The sequence below is a fragment of the Neptunomonas marina genome (assembly GCF_004005935.1).
GTDB classification, from domain to species: domain Bacteria; phylum Pseudomonadota; class Gammaproteobacteria; order Pseudomonadales; family Balneatricaceae; genus Neptunomonas; species Neptunomonas marina.
In genome coordinates this window covers 185,800-200,285 of record NZ_SACQ01000004.1, presented here as the reverse complement: position 1 = coordinate 200,285, position 14,486 = coordinate 185,800, and the positions used below count along the sequence as shown (strand labels likewise).

The following is a 14,486-nucleotide window of genomic DNA, read 5'->3' as shown; positions in this document are numbered from 1 at the left end:
CATCGGCTCAATGTGCCAGCGATTCGGCAAAGCGGTAGCGAAAGCGATAAGTGATGGGTTTGTTCAGCAGCAGCGCAAATGAGCGCCACTGTGCATCTTGATCTTGATAGTAGCCTGCATAGGTGCGCACGCCGCTGAGCGTTCCGGTTTTGGCGCGCACTTTGCCATTATGCGCAGGCAGTAGATGCCGCCATGGTCTAAATACCTCGAGAATGTCGATCAATTGCTGAGCGCTTAGGCGGTTTTGGCGTGATAAACCTGCGCCCTCGAAGATGGCCAGTGATGGCCAGCCAAACGTAATCTCGCTTTGGGTTTGCACATACTGTTGAGCGGCTTCTAAAGAGACTTGGCGGGTGCGACCGTTGTGGCCCATCATCAGGAAGAGTTGGTTGGCGATAAAGTTGTTGGAATACTTGAGCATACCAACCAATACCTCTTCGAGTGTATGGCTGTTGCGGTGACGATAGATCAGCCGCGCTCCCGGTGGCACCGAGGCCACTTTGACAGGCACCGGCTGGTTGGTGAGTTTTTGCGCTAAGACTTCTGCGAAGTAGCGTGCTGCACTATCGCGATCACCGGGAAGCGAGATACGTACCGATTTTCCATTGGTTAACCGGTAGTTGCTACCCACCGTGCGTGTCGTTGTGGTGGTGGGGGTTTGCGGTTCCGCCGAAACGATCTTCCCGTTGTTGCGCTTGAACTTTAAGCTATTGAAATTTAAAGAAAGCGCTGCGTTTATGGCATCGTAGGGGTTGTCGCTATCGCCTTGACCATCCAATTGGATATCTGGGAAGTAGGTGTTATCGGCGGCGATCGCCTTAATCGCGAGCGGGTGGCGCTTGCGAAGCTGGGTGGCAATAATGTCTAGCTCTTCTGAGGTGAGATAGGGATCTCCGAGGCCTTTTATCCACAGCGTGTTGTCCGCCAGATAGAACTCAGTCGTGAAGCGGTGCCGTAACCCCCAGCGTTTAATCGCAAGGTATGCGGTTAGCACCTTGAGAGTCGAGGCGGGCACCAAGGCGGTATCTTCGCGAATTGCGATGGGATCGCGATAACGAGTGCCCTCAGCAAAGACTGCGTTTTTGCTGCTGCGGGAGACCTCCGCTAGGTAGCGCTCAAGTGCGTTGTCGGCGTGTGCATGAACTGAGCCTGCCATGATAACGATGCTAGCAAGCAAAAAAAGAGAGTGTTTAATCACATTTAGCTTCATTAGGTAACTATCTTCCGTGGCGTTGATGCGGCGCTTATATGAGGTGCTATTGTGGCGTGAGTTCCGTTTGGTTTCGCCGCAACGCGCCGTATATCGTTACGACATGGTATGATAGAGCGATCTGTTTGCTCAATGCCGAGACTCGTTTTCATGTCCACCAAGTCCCCCCACACCGAGAAGGTGCAGTTGCATCCACGTAATATTCATCGCGCCGAGTATGACTTTGATACATTAGTGAGAGTGGTACCTGAGCTTCGAGATAAGTTATTGCCAAGCCCGCGCGGCGGATTAACCCTGAACTTTGGCGACCCCAGTGCGGTTAAGTTGTTGAATAAAGCTCTGCTGGCGGCTTATTACGATACGCCTATGTGGGACTTACCAGAAGGGTTCTTATGCCCTCCGGTACCGGGCCGAGTCGATTATCTTCACTATCTGGCAGACCTGTTAGCCAAAGATAATGGTGGGCGTACGCCGGTGGGCAAGCGGGTATCGGTTCTGGATATCGGCACAGGCGCTAACTGCATCTACCCCATTTTAGGCAGTGCTGAGTATGGGTGGAAATTTATCGCAAGTGATATTGCAAACGATGCTCTGCAGGTGGCAAAGGTGATTGTGGCGTCTAACCGGCGCTTAAAACCGCTTGTTGATTGCCGTTTACAAACGGACCCAAGTGCTTACTTCAACGGGGTGATTAAACCGCACGAGCGGGTGGACGTCACGCTATGCAACCCGCCTTTTCATAGCTCTGCAGAGGAGGCCAATGCTGGTACTCAGCGCAAAGCTCGTAATCTTAAACGTAACCGCAAACGCTCCCCGCTGCCGAAAGAGCAGCCAAGCACAGCACTTAACTTTGGTGGCCAGAATCATGAGTTGTGGTGCACTGGTGGCGAGGCGCTTTTTGTTCAGCGTATGGCGTTTGAGAGCAGAGACTTTGCCGAGCAATGCTTGTGGTTTAGCACGCTGGTGGCGAAAAAGGAGCATCTTAATGGGCTGTATCAGGCGCTTAAAAAGGCCGGTGCGGCAGAGGTGAGAACCGTCCCAATGGCGCAGGGTAATAAGATTAGCCGCTTTGTGGCATGGAGCTTTTTGGAGAGTGGTGAGCGCCAAGCATGGGCTCAGCAACATTGGGTGGTGAGCTAGTCTGCTGGGCGGTACGGGCACTGCATGACCGACTCTAGCCCTTTTATATTGGTTGAGAAGCAACTCCACTCGATTAGCATTGCGTGCTGATTCTCTTCTGGACGCAGGGTGATTGAAGCACCTTCAAATCCTGAGCTTTTATTCAGTATCACGAGAATATCACCGCTTGCAGTGATGCCAGCACTGCGGATAAAGCGGTTTGTGTAGCTTTCGGGCTTGGGGAAGCCCACCTGCGCATTAGACGTAGCAAGCTCGTCGTGACTGGCTAGGTATGCCGTTGCTGCGGCTTTAAGTGGTGCAGCCAGAGCCATGGCGTTGGCAATAATCGATAGTCCCTTCGCATCGCGCTCTGAGAGGTAGTAGACCTTTGTTGGCGGTACGGACGTGGGAGGGTTAGCCGTTTGAGCCGTATTAAGAGGGGCGCTAACGCGGAACCACTGTAAGGCTCCAATGGCTAAAAGTGCGATGATGGCTACCTTGATCGCGTTGTTCATCCCTGCTATCCGCTATGAGTGGTTGATTAATAAGGAAAGAATAGCAGAATTTGCGGCAAAAGCGCTGCGGTAACCCGTCTGGGCTACCGCATTTTTCAGGGGTTAGGCTGCCAGTACGCGTGCAATGGCGCGCTCTAGCTTTTCCATACCTTCGCGGATATCTTCATCTGGAATAATCAATGAAGGTGTCATGCGGATCACTTTTGGTCCCGCAACCAGAATCATCAAGCCTTCTTCACGTGCAGCAGCTAGGAACTGAGCTGCTTTGCCATGCCACGCTTCCACAAGCTCTGCACCAATTAGCAAACCGCCGCTGCGCACTTCGGAAAAAATATTGTGCTTAGCGTTGATCTTATTCAGCTCTTCGATAAACAGCGCATTTTTCTCTGCAACAGCGCCTAGAACCTCTTTTGAGTTGATCAAGCTAAGGGCCTTATCAGCCACCGTACATGCCAGTGGATTGCCGCCATAGGTGCTACCGTGCGTACCAAAGCCCAAGCTTGGCGCAACGCGGTCTGTTGCCAGCATGGCACCAATCGGGAAGCCACCACCCAGAGCTTTTGCTGAGGTCAGGATATCGGGTGTTACGCCAAGACCCATGTAGGCGTAAAGCTCACCTGTACGGCCGACACCTGTTTGGATTTCGTCGAAAACCAGCAGGGCGTTATTGGCATCACATAGCTCGCGCACCGCCTTAGCAAAGTCTGGATCCGCTGGGATAACGCCACCTTCACCTTGAATTGGCTCCATAACAACGGCGCAGGTTTTGTCTGAGATTGCTGCCTTGAGCGCTTCAATATCGTTGAATGGAACGTGGGTGATGCCACCGGGTGCTGGCTCAAAGCCTTCACGGTACTTAGGTTGGCCGCCAACAGAGACTGTGAACAGCGTACGGCCATGGAAGCCTTGCTTGAAGGAGATGATTTCATTCTTTTCTGGGCCGAAGTTGTCATAGGCAAACTTACGCGCCAGTTTAAAAGCTGCTTCGTTCGCTTCTGCGCCGGAGTTACAGAAGAAGATTTTGTCGGCAAAGGTGTTGTCTGTGAGCTGCTTTGCAAGACGCAAAGCCGGCTCATTGGTGAACGTATTACTGAGGTGCCATAACTCGTCTGCTTGATCTTTAAGTGCTGCGACCAGTTCAGGATGGCAGTGGCCTAGCGCGTTTACAGCAATGCCGCCGGCGAAGTCGATATATTCGTTACCCGCTTGATCCCAAACACGCGAACCGCGGCCGCGCACAGGAACCATCTGTTGCGGGTTGTAGTTAGGTACCATCACCTGATCAAACAGTGCGCGGTCAACAGTAGGTTGTGACATGGGTAACTCCTCTTATTGTATCGATCGGATCGTTGGCGTTATGTCCGATTATTTTTTAAGCAATGCCGCAATTTCAAAACTATTTAGGGCTTGCCATCGCTATATAACCAGTATCAGTAAAAAAGGCCCTTGAAAACAGAGCAATAATTTCTGTAGCGCGACACGAAGTTGCGCTAAGCTGACATTTATCTCTGTGACTAAGGTATTAGGCGGTACAGCTGAGTATCCTTACGCACTAAATGTGCACCTAAATGAAACAATGTGAGGCTTTTGAGTTGGCAACGGGAAAACATGCCACGCAGGCCAGAAAACCAGCACCCAAAAGGTTCGGTTTTTTGCTGCTACCCAACTTTTCGCTGATAGCGTTCTCCTCCGCGGTAGAGTCACTGCGGATGGCAAACTGGATTACCGGTGAGGAGTTCTACGAGACGACGTTGATCAGCCATGACGGCGATGCTGTATCGAGCAGCTTTGGGATCAAAACGTTGGTGGATCATAGCTTGGGCGATCTACCTGAACTCGATGCGATCTTTGTCTGCGGTGCGAGCCCCATTGCGCGCACCGGAAACGAAGCGATCATCGGCTGGCTGCGCCGCCAAGGTAACGCGCGTATGGCGTTTGGTGGTATCGGAACAGGTTCATATTTGCTAGCGTGTGCGGGGTTACTGAATAATTTCCGCGCCACCATCCACTGGTGGGATTTAGCGAGCTTACGAGAAGAGTTTCCAAGCACTCAAGTCACCAATAACTTGTTTGAGATCGACGGTGATCGTTACACCTGTAGCGGTGGCACGGCCGCGATGGATATGATGCTGTTTCTTATCGGGCAAGAACATGGCTTAGAGTTGGCCGCGTCGGTGTCTGAGCAGTTTGTCTACGAGCGGATGCGCAGCTCGCAAGAGCAACAGCGGATACCCTTAAAAGCGCGTATCGGCGCGAACCAGCCGAAGCTGATCGAAGCGGTAACCTTGATGGAAGCTAACATCGAGGAGCCACTATCAACGGATGATCTTGCCCACCATGTTGGTGTGTCGCGGCGGCATTTAGAGCGTCTTTTCAAGAAGCATCTGCAGACCGTACCTTCTAAATACTATCTTGATCTGCGCTTGGAGCATGCTAGGCAGCTATTGCGCCAAAGCGATAAAACAGTTCTACAGATCGGCTTAGCCTGTGGTTTTTCGAGCGCTTCCTATTTTAGTACGGCTTATCGTAATCACTATGGTGTAACGCCGCGCGAAGAGCGCAAAAGAGAGGGGAGTGAGCAACCAAAAACAGGGCTTGGCCGCTCCTCATTACAGGGCTAAATACTGCAGCTGCCTAAGCCTCGTTTTGCCAAATATTGTTGGTGATACTCTTCGGCGCGCCAGAAGGTGGCTGCAGGCACCACCTGAGTCACGATCGGAGCGCTGAAAGCGCCTGATTGATCCATGTAGCTTTTACTTTGAGTTGCTTCTTGTTGTTGCGTCTCATCGTGATAAAAGATAGCCGAGCGGTATTGGGAGCCTACATCAGGTCCTTGTCGGTTTAGCGTTGTTGGGTCGTGCATGGCCCAAAACGCTGCGAGAAGTTGCTCGTAGCTGATCTTCTGCTCATCATATTGCACTTGAACAACCTCGGCATGGCCGGTTTGGTCGGTGCAAACGGCTTTGTAGTCAGGGTTGTCTTGTTGGCCGCCCATGTAGCCAACCTCGGTTTCGATGACACCATCAAGCGCTGAGAATTTTGCTTCTATCCCCCAAAAGCAACCTGCGGCGAAGGTAGCGACTTTATGCATAGTGTGACTCCTGCACTTAAAGATATTTCGCTATAACTTGCCATGCTTCTAGCTTCTCTGCAAAGGATAATGATGCATGTGCTGGGCTGGTGGAGGGCAGTGTGACCTGTTGAATTAGATCGCTCTTCACCAGTGCTGGGAAGTGGCGCTTGAACAGCTTGCTCGCTGCTTGGCCGTTAAAAGCAATCAGCTCAACGTCTGGGTGATTCGCTAGAAACGCCTCAATCGCATTGGGTACAACCGTTTGCTGGTCGATGCGGCTGTCTAGGCTGCCGGGGCGATGACACTGATGCGCCACATCCCACAAGGCAACCTTTTGCTCTTTGAGAGCTGTGAGCCGGTCGGTGTAGTCGAGTTCGCTGGGCAGCCCTAATAATGCCTGCATAATCGGCCAAAAAGCGTTACGCGGGTGCGCATAGTATTGCACTTGTTTGAGTGAGGCTTGGCCGGGAATTGAACCTAGTACCAGTACCTTTGCGTCGTGCTTGGCGACATAAGGGAAGCTCTCTGCCCAGTCCGTACTCACTACCACTTTATTCACGAGCTTTTACGCTGAGCTATAACAGAATCGACAAACTTATTGAGCACACGACGTGCCGAGCGCAGTGTCTTTTGCGTTTTGAGCAGGTCACTACGTGAATCGGCAATGCTGATAAAAAGGGCGCGCTGATTGAGCCGAAGGCCAAAAACATAGTCGCTATTGACCTGCATATGGACTTCATCAAAGCTGGCGGTCTCTTCGTCCTCAACGGTGACAATGTGCAGCTGCTCACTGTCGGTGAGTAACTGCTCGCAGGTTGTTTTACTTAGCTCTAATAATCGCTGTTGTTCCGCATTAAAGGTCGAAACAACGGGGCGTCCAGACATAACAATGGCGCTCATTTTGGCACCAGACATCCGCTCGAGCTTCTTAAGTAACTGAGACATGTTCACTCCATTGCATGATGTCGTCTGCTTGATTGCGGACTTGGGTGACCGATAAGTTGGGCTTAGAAACTAATCCAAGCCCTTGATCATGTTCCCGAAACAAGGATACCGAGTCTTGATTGCTGCCGTGCAATGATAAGCTTTTGACCACCAGTTCGGTGTCATTAGCCTCAATCTGTTGAGCTGTGGTTTGCAGCCGATCAAACAGCTGGTGGTAATCGGGGTTGCCGATGGTGGTACCGATCATTTTGCCTGCACTGTCGAACTGGCTAGCGCCCAATACCCCATGCACATTCATGGCTGCATCTGTTGAGGAAATTTTAGGAACATCTTTGGTGCGCAGCAGCCACTCAAACTGAGCTGATCCGGGCTCTGGGTTACGCCGCTCGAACTCTTGCATAGCGACTTTATAAGAGACGTCACTCCAGTCCACGTCATTGGCATCGTGGCGGATGGCAGAGGCGACGAGATCAAGTACATGCATGGATTTTCGTGCATCGATAAAGGTGACTGGGGCAAAGATCCCCTTTTCTTTCATGCGATTGAGGTAGTCGGCTTCTGATGGTGAGTCATCAAGGTCGGAGCGCGTTACCGCGATCACGAAATGGCGCTGAACAATGTAGTCCCAAAACTCGCTGAGATAAAAGTCGATATCCTTAAACGGGTAGTTCCGGGTATTGTCGACCAGCAAAATGAGTGCGTTAGCATCGGCAGCGAGGTCGGTCATCATTAAGTCCCACATGAACTTAAAGCGCTCTTGCCCCGGTGTGCCGTACATCTGTAATGTTGCGTTATCGTTTAGCTGGAGCCGGCCATAGTCCATGCCAACGGTTGTGGTGCGCTTGCGCTGAATGACTGCGTCGGAGACGTTAGCATCAGTATCAACCACATCTATCTCGCTAAGTGAGCGGATCGCGGTCGTTTTACCTGAGCCTGGAGAGCCAACAAAAAGTACTTTGTAGTTTTTCATACCATATATTCCTAACCGCTATGGGAGCGATAAAACTACGCTGCGCTCTCTAGCGAGACACCTTCGGTGTTGTCTTGTATTTAACTTATTATCGACGCTAGGAGTTAAACCTACAGTTAACTGGCTGATGTTACTCACAATATAGTTGGTTTTTGTCGGTTTTTAATTACCTTTTTTACGGATGGACAAAAAAGCCGGCGAGTTGCCGGCTTCGTACTAGCGTGTTCTGTTAATCACAGAGTGCATCGAGTTTCTGTTTCAGCAGGCCTTGTACTTGGCCAGGGTTGGCTTTACCGCCAGAAACCTTCATCACTTGCCCCATAAAGAAGCCGACCATTTTGCCGCGTTTCTCAACCGGTGCGGCCTTATACTGCTCCACTTGAGCGGTATTCGCCGCGATGACCTCTTCGACCATCTTCTCGATTGCGCCCGTGTCGGTCACTTGTTTGAGGCCTTTTGCCTCGATCACTTCATCCGCAGTGCCGCCGTCTGCCCACATGATTTCGAACACCTTCTTGGCGATGTTGCCAGAGATTGTGTTGTCTTTGATGCGTTTTAGCAGACCGCCTAAGTTTGCAGCGGAAACGGGACTTGCGGTGATATCGGTATCGTTTTGGTTGAGGTGTTTAGAAAGCTCACCCATCACCCAGTTCGCCGACAGCTTAGCGTCGCCAGATTGCTCAACGACAGTCTCAAAGTAGTCTGATAGCGACTTATAGTTCGATAGCACACCCGCGTCGTACTCAGACAAGCTATAGGTTTCGACAAATCGAGCGCGGCGCGCATCTGGCATCTCAGGCAGGCTATCGCGAACTGCACCAATGTAATCATCGTCAATAACGATTGGCAGCAGATCTGGGCAAGGGAAGTAGCGGTAGTCGTTAGCTTCCTCTTTGCTGCGCATGGAGCGCGTCTCGTCTTTGTCTGCGTCGTACAGGCGTGTTTCTTGAGTGATTGTGCCGCCATCTTCTAATAGATCGATTTGGCGCTCGATCTCGCCTTTAATGGCTTTCTCGATGAAGCGGAAAGAGTTGATGTTCTTGGTTTCGGTGCGGTTACCGAACGCCTCTTCACCTTTGTAGCGCACGGATACGTTACAGTCACAGCGGAAGGAACCCTCTGCCATATTGCCATCGCAGATACCCAAGTTGGTTACGATCGAGTGGATCTTCTTCACATACGCAACCGCCTCTTCGGCAGAGCGCATATCAGGTTCAGATACGATCTCTAAAAGCGGCGTTCCTGCACGGTTAAGATCAATGCCGGTCATGTTGGCAAAGTCTTCGTGTAAAGATTTACCCGCATCCTCTTCTAGGTGAGCACGTGTTACACCAATGCGCTTAGTTGAGCCGTCGCTAAGCTCAATGTCAACGTGACCTTCGCCAACGATCGGGTAGAACAGCTGGCTCGTTTGGTATCCCTTGGGCAGGTCAGGATAGAAATAGTTTTTGCGGTCAAAAACCGATACTTTGCCGATGTGTGCATCGATGGCCGTACCAAACATGACGGCCATGCGCAGCGCGCTTTCGTTGAAGACCGGCAGTGTACCCGGTAATGCAAGGTCAACGGCACATGCTTGCGTGTTTGGCTCAGCGCCAAACGCTGTGCTAGCGCCGGAGAATATTTTAGTGTTGGTTGCGAGCTGAGCGTGGATCTCAAGCCCGATAACAGCTTCCCATTCCATTTTATCGCTCCTCTCAAATGCCTTCTGGCTTGCGTGTATGCCAGTCAGTTGCCTGCTGGTACTTATGGGCTACGTTCAGTAGTTTCTCTTCAGCGAAGTAGTTACCAATGATCTGTAGACCAACGGGTAAACCGTTACTGAAACCGCATGGGATAGACATACCTGGCAAGCCAGCAAGGTTCAGTGAAAGCGTGAAGATATCTTCCATATACATCTCGACAGGGTCGGATGTTTTTTCACCGAGTCGGAAGGCCGGGGACGGCGTAGTTGGCCCCATGATCACATCAACCTCCGAGAGGGCGCGTACGAAATCTTGCTGGATAAGACGGCGAATCTGCTGTGCCTTTTTGTAATACGCATCGTAAAAACCTTCAGAGAGTGCATAAGTGCCCACCATAATGCGGCGTTTGACTTCGGTTCCGAAGCCCTCACCACGGGTGCGCTTGTACATATCTTCAAGGTCTTTCGGCTCATCACAACGATGGCCGTAACGCACGCCATCAAAGCGCGATAGGTTAGACGACGCTTCTGCTGGCGCAATGATGTAGTACGCTGGCACAGAGAGCGCTGTATTTGGCAGGCTGATCTCTTTGACGGTTGCTCCAAGCGCTTCATACTCTTTAACCGCGCCTTGGATCAGTGCTGCGATCTCTGGGTTTAGGCTATCGCTGAAGAACTCTTTTGGTAGGCCGATCTTCAAGCCGCTTAGCGGCTGCTCGAGGTTGGCCGTGTAATCAGCGACAGGGTGGTCTGCGCTGGTTGAGTCCATCGGATCAACGCCTGCCATCACATTTAACATCATCGCTGCATCTTGCGCCGTTTTTGCCATCGGCCCGCCTTGGTCGAGCGAGGAGGCGTATGCGATCATGCCAAAGCGTGAGACGCGGCCGTAGGTAGGTTTCAAACCGGTGAGGTTACAAAACGCTGATGGTTGACGGATAGAGCCACCAGTGTCTGTGCCTGTTGCCGCGGGTGCTAGGTCTGCTGCAACGGCCGCGGCCGAGCCGCCAGACGAGCCACCGGGTACGTGGTCGGTATGCCAAGGGTTGCGAGCGGCGCCATAAAAGCTCGACTCATTTGAGGAGCCCATCGCGAACTCATCCATATTGGTTTTACCCAACGAGACGCAGCCTGCGGCGTTAAACTTTTGAATCACCGTCGCATCGTATGGCGAGATAAAGTTGTCCAGCATTTTTGAGCCGGCACTGGTGCGCACGCCTTGGGTACAGAAGATATCTTTGTGAGCAACAGGGATGCCGGTCATCGGGCCTGCATTTCCTGATTGGCGCGCAGTATCCGCCGCCGCTGCTTGCTCCAAAGCAAGTTCAGGTGTGACGGTGATGTAACTATTGTATTTGCTATCTTGGCTCTCGATACGATCCAGATAGGCTTGGGTCAGCTCTACACTGCTGAAGTCGCCCTGCTCGAGCCCTTGAGCCAGTTCGGCCAGAGTTTTATTGTGCATGATGTTGGTATCCTAAATCGGCAGGCAGTAACAATTATTCGATAACTTTCGGGACAAGGAAGAGACCGTTCTCTACCGCAGGTGCTGCGCTTTGCAATGCCTCGCGTTGGTTCTCTTCGGTCACGACATCAGCGCGCAAGCGCTGCACTGCATCAAGAGGATGGGCTAGCGGTGAAACATCCGTTGTGTCCACCGACTGCATCTGATCAACCAGATCAAGGATGTTCGACAGGTTGTCCGCATAGGCTTGAACGTCGCTCTCCTCAATCTGCAATCTTGCAAGATGGGCGATTTTTTCTACATCGGTTCTATTTAGAGCCATAGGTGTTCCATTGACTTATATCTGAGTAAGTTGCGCGTAAAGGCGTAAGTTACCATATTTGTTTCTTGCCCTAAAACCCTGCCATTGTTAGAGTTACGTGTTTTTAAAATATATCAGCTATACCTGTAACTCTTTAAGGTTTCCATTCAGCATGTTTAAGAAAATCAGAGGTCTTTTTTCCAGCGACCTTTCTATCGATCTGGGTACAGCAAATACGCTGATTTTTGTTCGCGACAAAGACATTGTGTTAGATGAGCCATCGGTTGTCGCGATTCGCCAAACAGGTAATCAAAAGTCGGTTGCGGCCGTTGGTGCAGATGCGAAACGCATGCTGGGTAGAACACCGGGCAATATTACGGCTATTCGTCCTATGAAAGACGGCGTTATCGCCGACTTCCACGTTACGGAAAAGATGCTGCAGTACTTTATCAGCAAAGTGCACGATAACAGCTTCCTATCACCTAGCCCGCGTGTATTGGTATGCGTTCCTTGTAAATCGACACAGGTTGAACGCCGCGCGATTAAAGAGTCTGCGCTAGGTGCAGGTGCCCGTGAGGTTTATCTCATTGAAGAGCCCATGGCCGCAGCTATTGGTGCTGGACTGCCGGTTGAAGAGGCCAGTGGTTCGATGGTGGTCGATATCGGCGGTGGTACAACTGAAATCGCGGTTATCTCTCTAAATGGCATTGTCTATGCTGAATCTGTTCGTATCGGTGGTGACCGCTTTGATGAAGCGATTGTGACCTACGTGCGCCGTAACTATGGCAGCTTGATTGGTGAAGCAACGGCAGAGCGCATCAAACAAGAGATTGGCGCAGCTTACCCAAGCAGCGAAGTGTTAGAGATCGATGTGCGTGGACGTAATTTAGCCGAAGGCATTCCACGTAGCTTTACGCTCAACAGCAACGAAATTTTGGAAGCTTTGCAAGAGCCGCTCTCAGCGATCGTGCAGGCGGTAAAAAGCGCGCTGGAACAGTGCCCACCAGAGCTGGCGTCTGATATTGCTGAGCGCGGTATCGTATTGACAGGTGGTGGTTCAATGCTGCGTGACATTGATCGTCTCATCAGCGAAGAGACAGGCTTACCTGTGATTCTGGCTGAAGATCCGCTGACTTGCGTGGCACGAGGCGGTGGCCGTGCGCTGGAGTTGTTAGACAAGCATGCTTTCGAGTTGCTCACGTCTGAGTAATTCGGTGAGGTGTGCATGCGGACAACGATACTAAACATTCAGAAGGAGGCTTCTGAATGAGTCCAATTTTTAAAGGCGGGATTCCCCGCCTTTTCTTCCTTTTTCTTGTCGTTCTTGCTTTTGTTTTTATCCTAGGCGACCTCAATCAGTCAAAAACACGCGATGTGCGCAATGTCTTGGCGCTGGTATTAACGCCAGTGCAGTGGCTAGTGGATCTACCGACACGCGTGGCAGATGACTTATCAGATGTACTGGTCAGCAAGCGTGCTCTGGTGAAAGAGAATGCGATGCTGCGCTCCGATGTGGTTGTGCTCGATGAGCGAGTGCAGCAGATGGATGCGTTGATATCAGAGAACAAACGCTTGCGTGCGCTATTGAATGCGAAGAATCGCGTTGAAAATGAAGTGCACCTAGCTGAGTTGATTGGTGTAAATCCCGATCCATTCCAGCACCAAATTATTCTCGGGAAGGGTGAGGAAGAGGGCGCTTTTCTCGGTCAACCCGTACTGGATGCGGGTGGTGTATTAGGGCAGGTGATTGATGTCGCACCCTATACATCGCGAGTGATGCTAATTACCGATGCGCGCCATGCCCTGCCTGTTGAGGTAAACCGCAACGGTCTTCGTACCATCGCCATTGGCAAAGGTAAGCTGGGCGAACTTGAGCTTGAACATGTGCCGGATACTGCAGATATCCAAGAGGGGGATCTGCTTGTGACCTCTGGCCTTGGCGGGCGCTTCCCGCATGGCTATCCAGTGGCTCGGGTAGCGAGTGTGGTACGTGACCCTGGTAAACCCTTTTCGGTTGTGAAGGCAACCCCAACTGCGCGTTTGGATAAGAGCCGTTACCTGCTGATGGTTGAACCAGCTGAACCCAATATCCCGACGCCATCTGAGGCAGCTGCACAATGAGTGAGCGCCGCTCCGGTATTTTAATCGTCGTGGGCACCCTGATTGTTGGGTTCTTGCTCAGTCAGTTCCCGTTACCTGATTCTCTTGCTTGGTGGCGCCCTGAGTGGGTGGCTATGATTGTTATCTACTGGGTAATGGCTTTACCTCATCGCTTTGGGATTGGCATGGCATGGCTGGCAGGCCTTGCTCTTGATGTTCTCAAAGGGAGCTTACTCGGTATGAATGCGCTAGCGCTGACGATAGTGGCGTTTATCACATTGATTTTACACAAGCGCCTGCGCATGTTTCCGATTTGGCAACAAGCTATGATGGTGCTTGTCTTGGTGGGGATCAACCAGTTGGTATTTCGCTGGATTCAGTCGTTCTCAGGCGAGTCGGGGCAAGGGTTGGTGATTCTCCTACCTGCGGTAATGAGTGCGCTGATCTGGCCGTGGGTCTTTGTTGTCTTGCGCGGAATTCGGCGCGCTTTGCATGTATCCTGATTGTTAGGAGGTCATCTTGACACTTGTTTTGGCATCAGCGTCGCCGCGCCGACGTGAGTTACTTGCTCAGATTGGTGTGACGTTTAGTGTGGCGCCAGTGGATATTGATGAAACGCCATTGGCTGATGAATCTGCGCGCGATTACGTACTTCGTCTGGCGCAAGAGAAAGCGCTAGCGGGCTTTCAGTGTACGGAAGGCCTGCCCGTGTTAGGCTCGGATACAACGGTGACGGTGGATGGGCAGATTCTTGGCAAGCCACTTGATCGTGCGGATGCAACTTCCATGCTGCAGCGTCTCTCGGGGCGAACGCACCAAGTGATGACGGCAATTGCGCTAGCCACGGTTAACGGTGTTTATGCTCGTGTGGTGACAACACAGGTGACATTTCGTGTGCTTTCAATGGAAGAGTGCGAGCGCTACTGGGATACCGAGGAACCATGCGATAAGGCCGGTGGATATGGCATACAGGGGCTAGGTGCTGTTTTCGTAACTAATATCCAAGGCAGTTATACTGGAGTTGTCGGCTTACCGCTGTGTGAGACGGCTGAACTCTTAACGCGGGCCGGACTCCAAGTTTGGCAGAAATAGAAGCTTTTTCTA

16 protein-coding genes are annotated in these 14,486 nt (G+C 51.6%); 6 read left to right on the top strand and 10 right to left on the bottom strand.

What is annotated here, in order from left to right; all coding sequences use genetic code 11:
• Positions 1 to 7 precede the first annotated feature (7 nt).
• Positions 8 to 1,156, bottom strand: a complete 1,149-nt coding sequence (locus tag EOE65_RS10305) for a D-alanyl-D-alanine carboxypeptidase/D-alanyl-D-alanine-endopeptidase (protein WP_206052656.1) — start codon at positions 1,154 to 1,156, stop codon at positions 8 to 10.
• Between the two features lie 204 nt (positions 1,157 to 1,360).
• Here EOE65_RS10305 and rlmF point away from each other — a divergent pair, with 204 nt between their 5' ends.
• Entirely contained in the window at positions 1,361 to 2,350 is a 990-nt protein-coding gene (rlmF, locus tag EOE65_RS10300; protein WP_127694231.1) for a 23S rRNA (adenine(1618)-N(6))-methyltransferase RlmF, read from the top strand.
• Here rlmF and EOE65_RS10295 read toward each other — a convergent pair.
• Together EOE65_RS10295 and EOE65_RS10290 are read right to left on the bottom strand one after the other, a co-directional pair.
• Positions 2,347 to 2,844, bottom strand: a complete 498-nt coding sequence (locus tag EOE65_RS10295) for a pilin (protein WP_127694230.1) — start codon at positions 2,842 to 2,844, stop codon at positions 2,347 to 2,349. The genes rlmF and EOE65_RS10295 overlap by 4 nt on opposite strands.
• Before the next feature lie 102 nt (positions 2,845 to 2,946).
• Positions 2,947 to 4,161, bottom strand: coding sequence for an aspartate aminotransferase family protein (locus tag EOE65_RS10290; protein ID WP_127694229.1), 1,215 nt, complete (start codon positions 4,159 to 4,161; stop codon positions 2,947 to 2,949).
• Positions 4,162 to 4,553: 392 nt separating this feature from the next.
• On the opposite strand from EOE65_RS10290, the gene EOE65_RS10285 reads away from it, so the two are divergent.
• Positions 4,554 to 5,465 (top strand): GlxA family transcriptional regulator, encoded by a 912-nt coding sequence (locus tag EOE65_RS10285; protein WP_240656969.1) that lies wholly within the window; start codon positions 4,554 to 4,556, stop codon positions 5,463 to 5,465.
• Here the strand turns inward: EOE65_RS10285 and msrA are convergent.
• The 7 genes from msrA to gatC form a co-directional block, all read right to left on the bottom strand.
• Positions 5,462 to 5,935: a peptide-methionine (S)-S-oxide reductase MsrA gene (gene msrA / locus EOE65_RS10280; protein ID WP_127694227.1), complete on the bottom strand. Its 474-nt coding sequence runs from the start codon at positions 5,933 to 5,935 to the stop codon at positions 5,462 to 5,464. The genes EOE65_RS10285 and msrA overlap by 4 nt on opposite strands.
• A gap of 16 nt (positions 5,936 to 5,951) precedes the next feature.
• The gene (locus EOE65_RS10275) at positions 5,952 to 6,476 is read right to left on the bottom strand and encodes a DNA-deoxyinosine glycosylase (RefSeq protein ID WP_127694226.1); all 525 of its coding nucleotides are present in this window, start codon (positions 6,474 to 6,476) and stop codon (positions 5,952 to 5,954) included.
• Positions 6,473 to 6,862, bottom strand: coding sequence for a hypothetical protein (locus EOE65_RS10270; protein WP_127694225.1), 390 nt, complete (start codon positions 6,860 to 6,862; stop codon positions 6,473 to 6,475). Before EOE65_RS10270 ends, EOE65_RS10275 begins: the two co-directional genes overlap by 4 nt.
• On the bottom strand, positions 6,846 to 7,832 hold the full coding sequence (locus tag EOE65_RS10265) for a GTP-binding protein (protein ID WP_127694224.1): 987 nt from the start codon (positions 7,830 to 7,832) through the stop codon (positions 6,846 to 6,848). The genes EOE65_RS10270 and EOE65_RS10265 overlap by 17 nt, the downstream gene beginning before the upstream one ends.
• A 229-nt stretch (positions 7,833 to 8,061) precedes the next feature.
• Positions 8,062 to 9,555 carry an Asp-tRNA(Asn)/Glu-tRNA(Gln) amidotransferase subunit GatB gene (gatB, locus tag EOE65_RS10260; protein WP_276317516.1) on the bottom strand — a complete coding sequence of 498 codons (1,494 nt, stop codon included), beginning with the start codon at positions 9,553 to 9,555 and terminating at the stop codon, positions 8,062 to 8,064.
• Positions 9,530 to 10,981: an Asp-tRNA(Asn)/Glu-tRNA(Gln) amidotransferase subunit GatA gene (gatA, locus tag EOE65_RS10255; protein ID WP_127694222.1), complete on the bottom strand. Its 1,452-nt coding sequence runs from the start codon at positions 10,979 to 10,981 to the stop codon at positions 9,530 to 9,532. Before gatA ends, gatB begins: the two co-directional genes overlap by 26 nt.
• 34 nt (positions 10,982 to 11,015) lie before the next feature.
• The gene (gene gatC / locus EOE65_RS10250) at positions 11,016 to 11,303 is read right to left on the bottom strand and encodes an Asp-tRNA(Asn)/Glu-tRNA(Gln) amidotransferase subunit GatC (protein WP_127694221.1); all 288 of its coding nucleotides are present in this window, start codon (positions 11,301 to 11,303) and stop codon (positions 11,016 to 11,018) included.
• 151 nt (positions 11,304 to 11,454) lie between these two features.
• On the opposite strand from gatC, the gene EOE65_RS10245 reads away from it, so the two are divergent.
• Genes EOE65_RS10245 through EOE65_RS10230 form a run of 4 tightly spaced genes read left to right on the top strand, consistent with a single transcriptional unit; the run spans position 11,455 to position 14,474 of the window.
• On the top strand, positions 11,455 to 12,492 hold the full coding sequence (locus EOE65_RS10245; protein ID WP_127694220.1) for a rod shape-determining protein: 1,038 nt from the start codon (positions 11,455 to 11,457) through the stop codon (positions 12,490 to 12,492).
• Positions 12,493 to 12,548: 56 nt separating this feature from the next.
• A complete protein-coding gene (gene mreC, locus EOE65_RS10240) occupies positions 12,549 to 13,403 on the top strand; it encodes a rod shape-determining protein MreC (protein ID WP_127694219.1) in 855 nt (284 codons plus the stop codon).
• Positions 13,400 to 13,885 (top strand): rod shape-determining protein MreD, encoded by a 486-nt coding sequence (gene mreD, locus EOE65_RS10235; protein ID WP_127694218.1) that lies wholly within the window; start codon positions 13,400 to 13,402, stop codon positions 13,883 to 13,885. Before mreC ends, mreD begins: the two co-directional genes overlap by 4 nt.
• A gap of 16 nt (positions 13,886 to 13,901) precedes the next feature.
• Positions 13,902 to 14,474, top strand: coding sequence for a Maf family protein (locus EOE65_RS10230; RefSeq protein WP_276317514.1), 573 nt, complete (start codon positions 13,902 to 13,904; stop codon positions 14,472 to 14,474).
• The last annotated feature ends 12 nt before the right edge of the window (positions 14,475 to 14,486 follow it).

Bases quoted from the DNA above. Each gene is read 5' to 3' on its own strand.
- EOE65_RS10270 (WP_127694225.1), bottom strand. From the start codon at position 6,862: ATGTCTCAGTTACTTAAGAAGCTCGAGCGGATGTCTGGTGCCAAAATG.
- EOE65_RS10290 (WP_127694229.1), bottom strand. From the start codon at position 4,161: ATGTCACAACCTACTGTTGACCGCGCACTGTTTGATCAGGTGATGGTA.
- mreC (WP_127694219.1), top strand. From the start codon at position 12,549: ATGAGTCCAATTTTTAAAGGCGGGATTCCCCGCCTTTTCTTCCTTTTT.
- EOE65_RS10305 (WP_206052656.1), bottom strand. From the start codon at position 1,156: ATGGCAGGCTCAGTTCATGCACACGCCGACAACGCACTTGAGCGCTAC.
- EOE65_RS10285 (WP_240656969.1), top strand. From the start codon at position 4,554: ATGGCAAACTGGATTACCGGTGAGGAGTTCTACGAGACGACGTTGATC.
- gatA (WP_127694222.1), bottom strand. From the start codon at position 10,981: ATGCACAATAAAACTCTGGCCGAACTGGCTCAAGGGCTCGAGCAGGGC.
- EOE65_RS10265 (WP_127694224.1), bottom strand. From the start codon at position 7,832: ATGAAAAACTACAAAGTACTTTTTGTTGGCTCTCCAGGCTCAGGTAAA.
- rlmF (WP_127694231.1), top strand. From the start codon at position 1,361: ATGTCCACCAAGTCCCCCCACACCGAGAAGGTGCAGTTGCATCCACGT.
- EOE65_RS10245 (WP_127694220.1), top strand. From the start codon at position 11,455: ATGTTTAAGAAAATCAGAGGTCTTTTTTCCAGCGACCTTTCTATCGAT.
- gatC (WP_127694221.1), bottom strand. From the start codon at position 11,303: ATGGCTCTAAATAGAACCGATGTAGAAAAAATCGCCCATCTTGCAAGA.
- mreD (WP_127694218.1), top strand. From the start codon at position 13,400: ATGAGTGAGCGCCGCTCCGGTATTTTAATCGTCGTGGGCACCCTGATT.
- msrA (WP_127694227.1), bottom strand. From the start codon at position 5,935: ATGCATAAAGTCGCTACCTTCGCCGCAGGTTGCTTTTGGGGGATAGAA.
- EOE65_RS10295 (WP_127694230.1), bottom strand. From the start codon at position 2,844: ATGAACAACGCGATCAAGGTAGCCATCATCGCACTTTTAGCCATTGGA.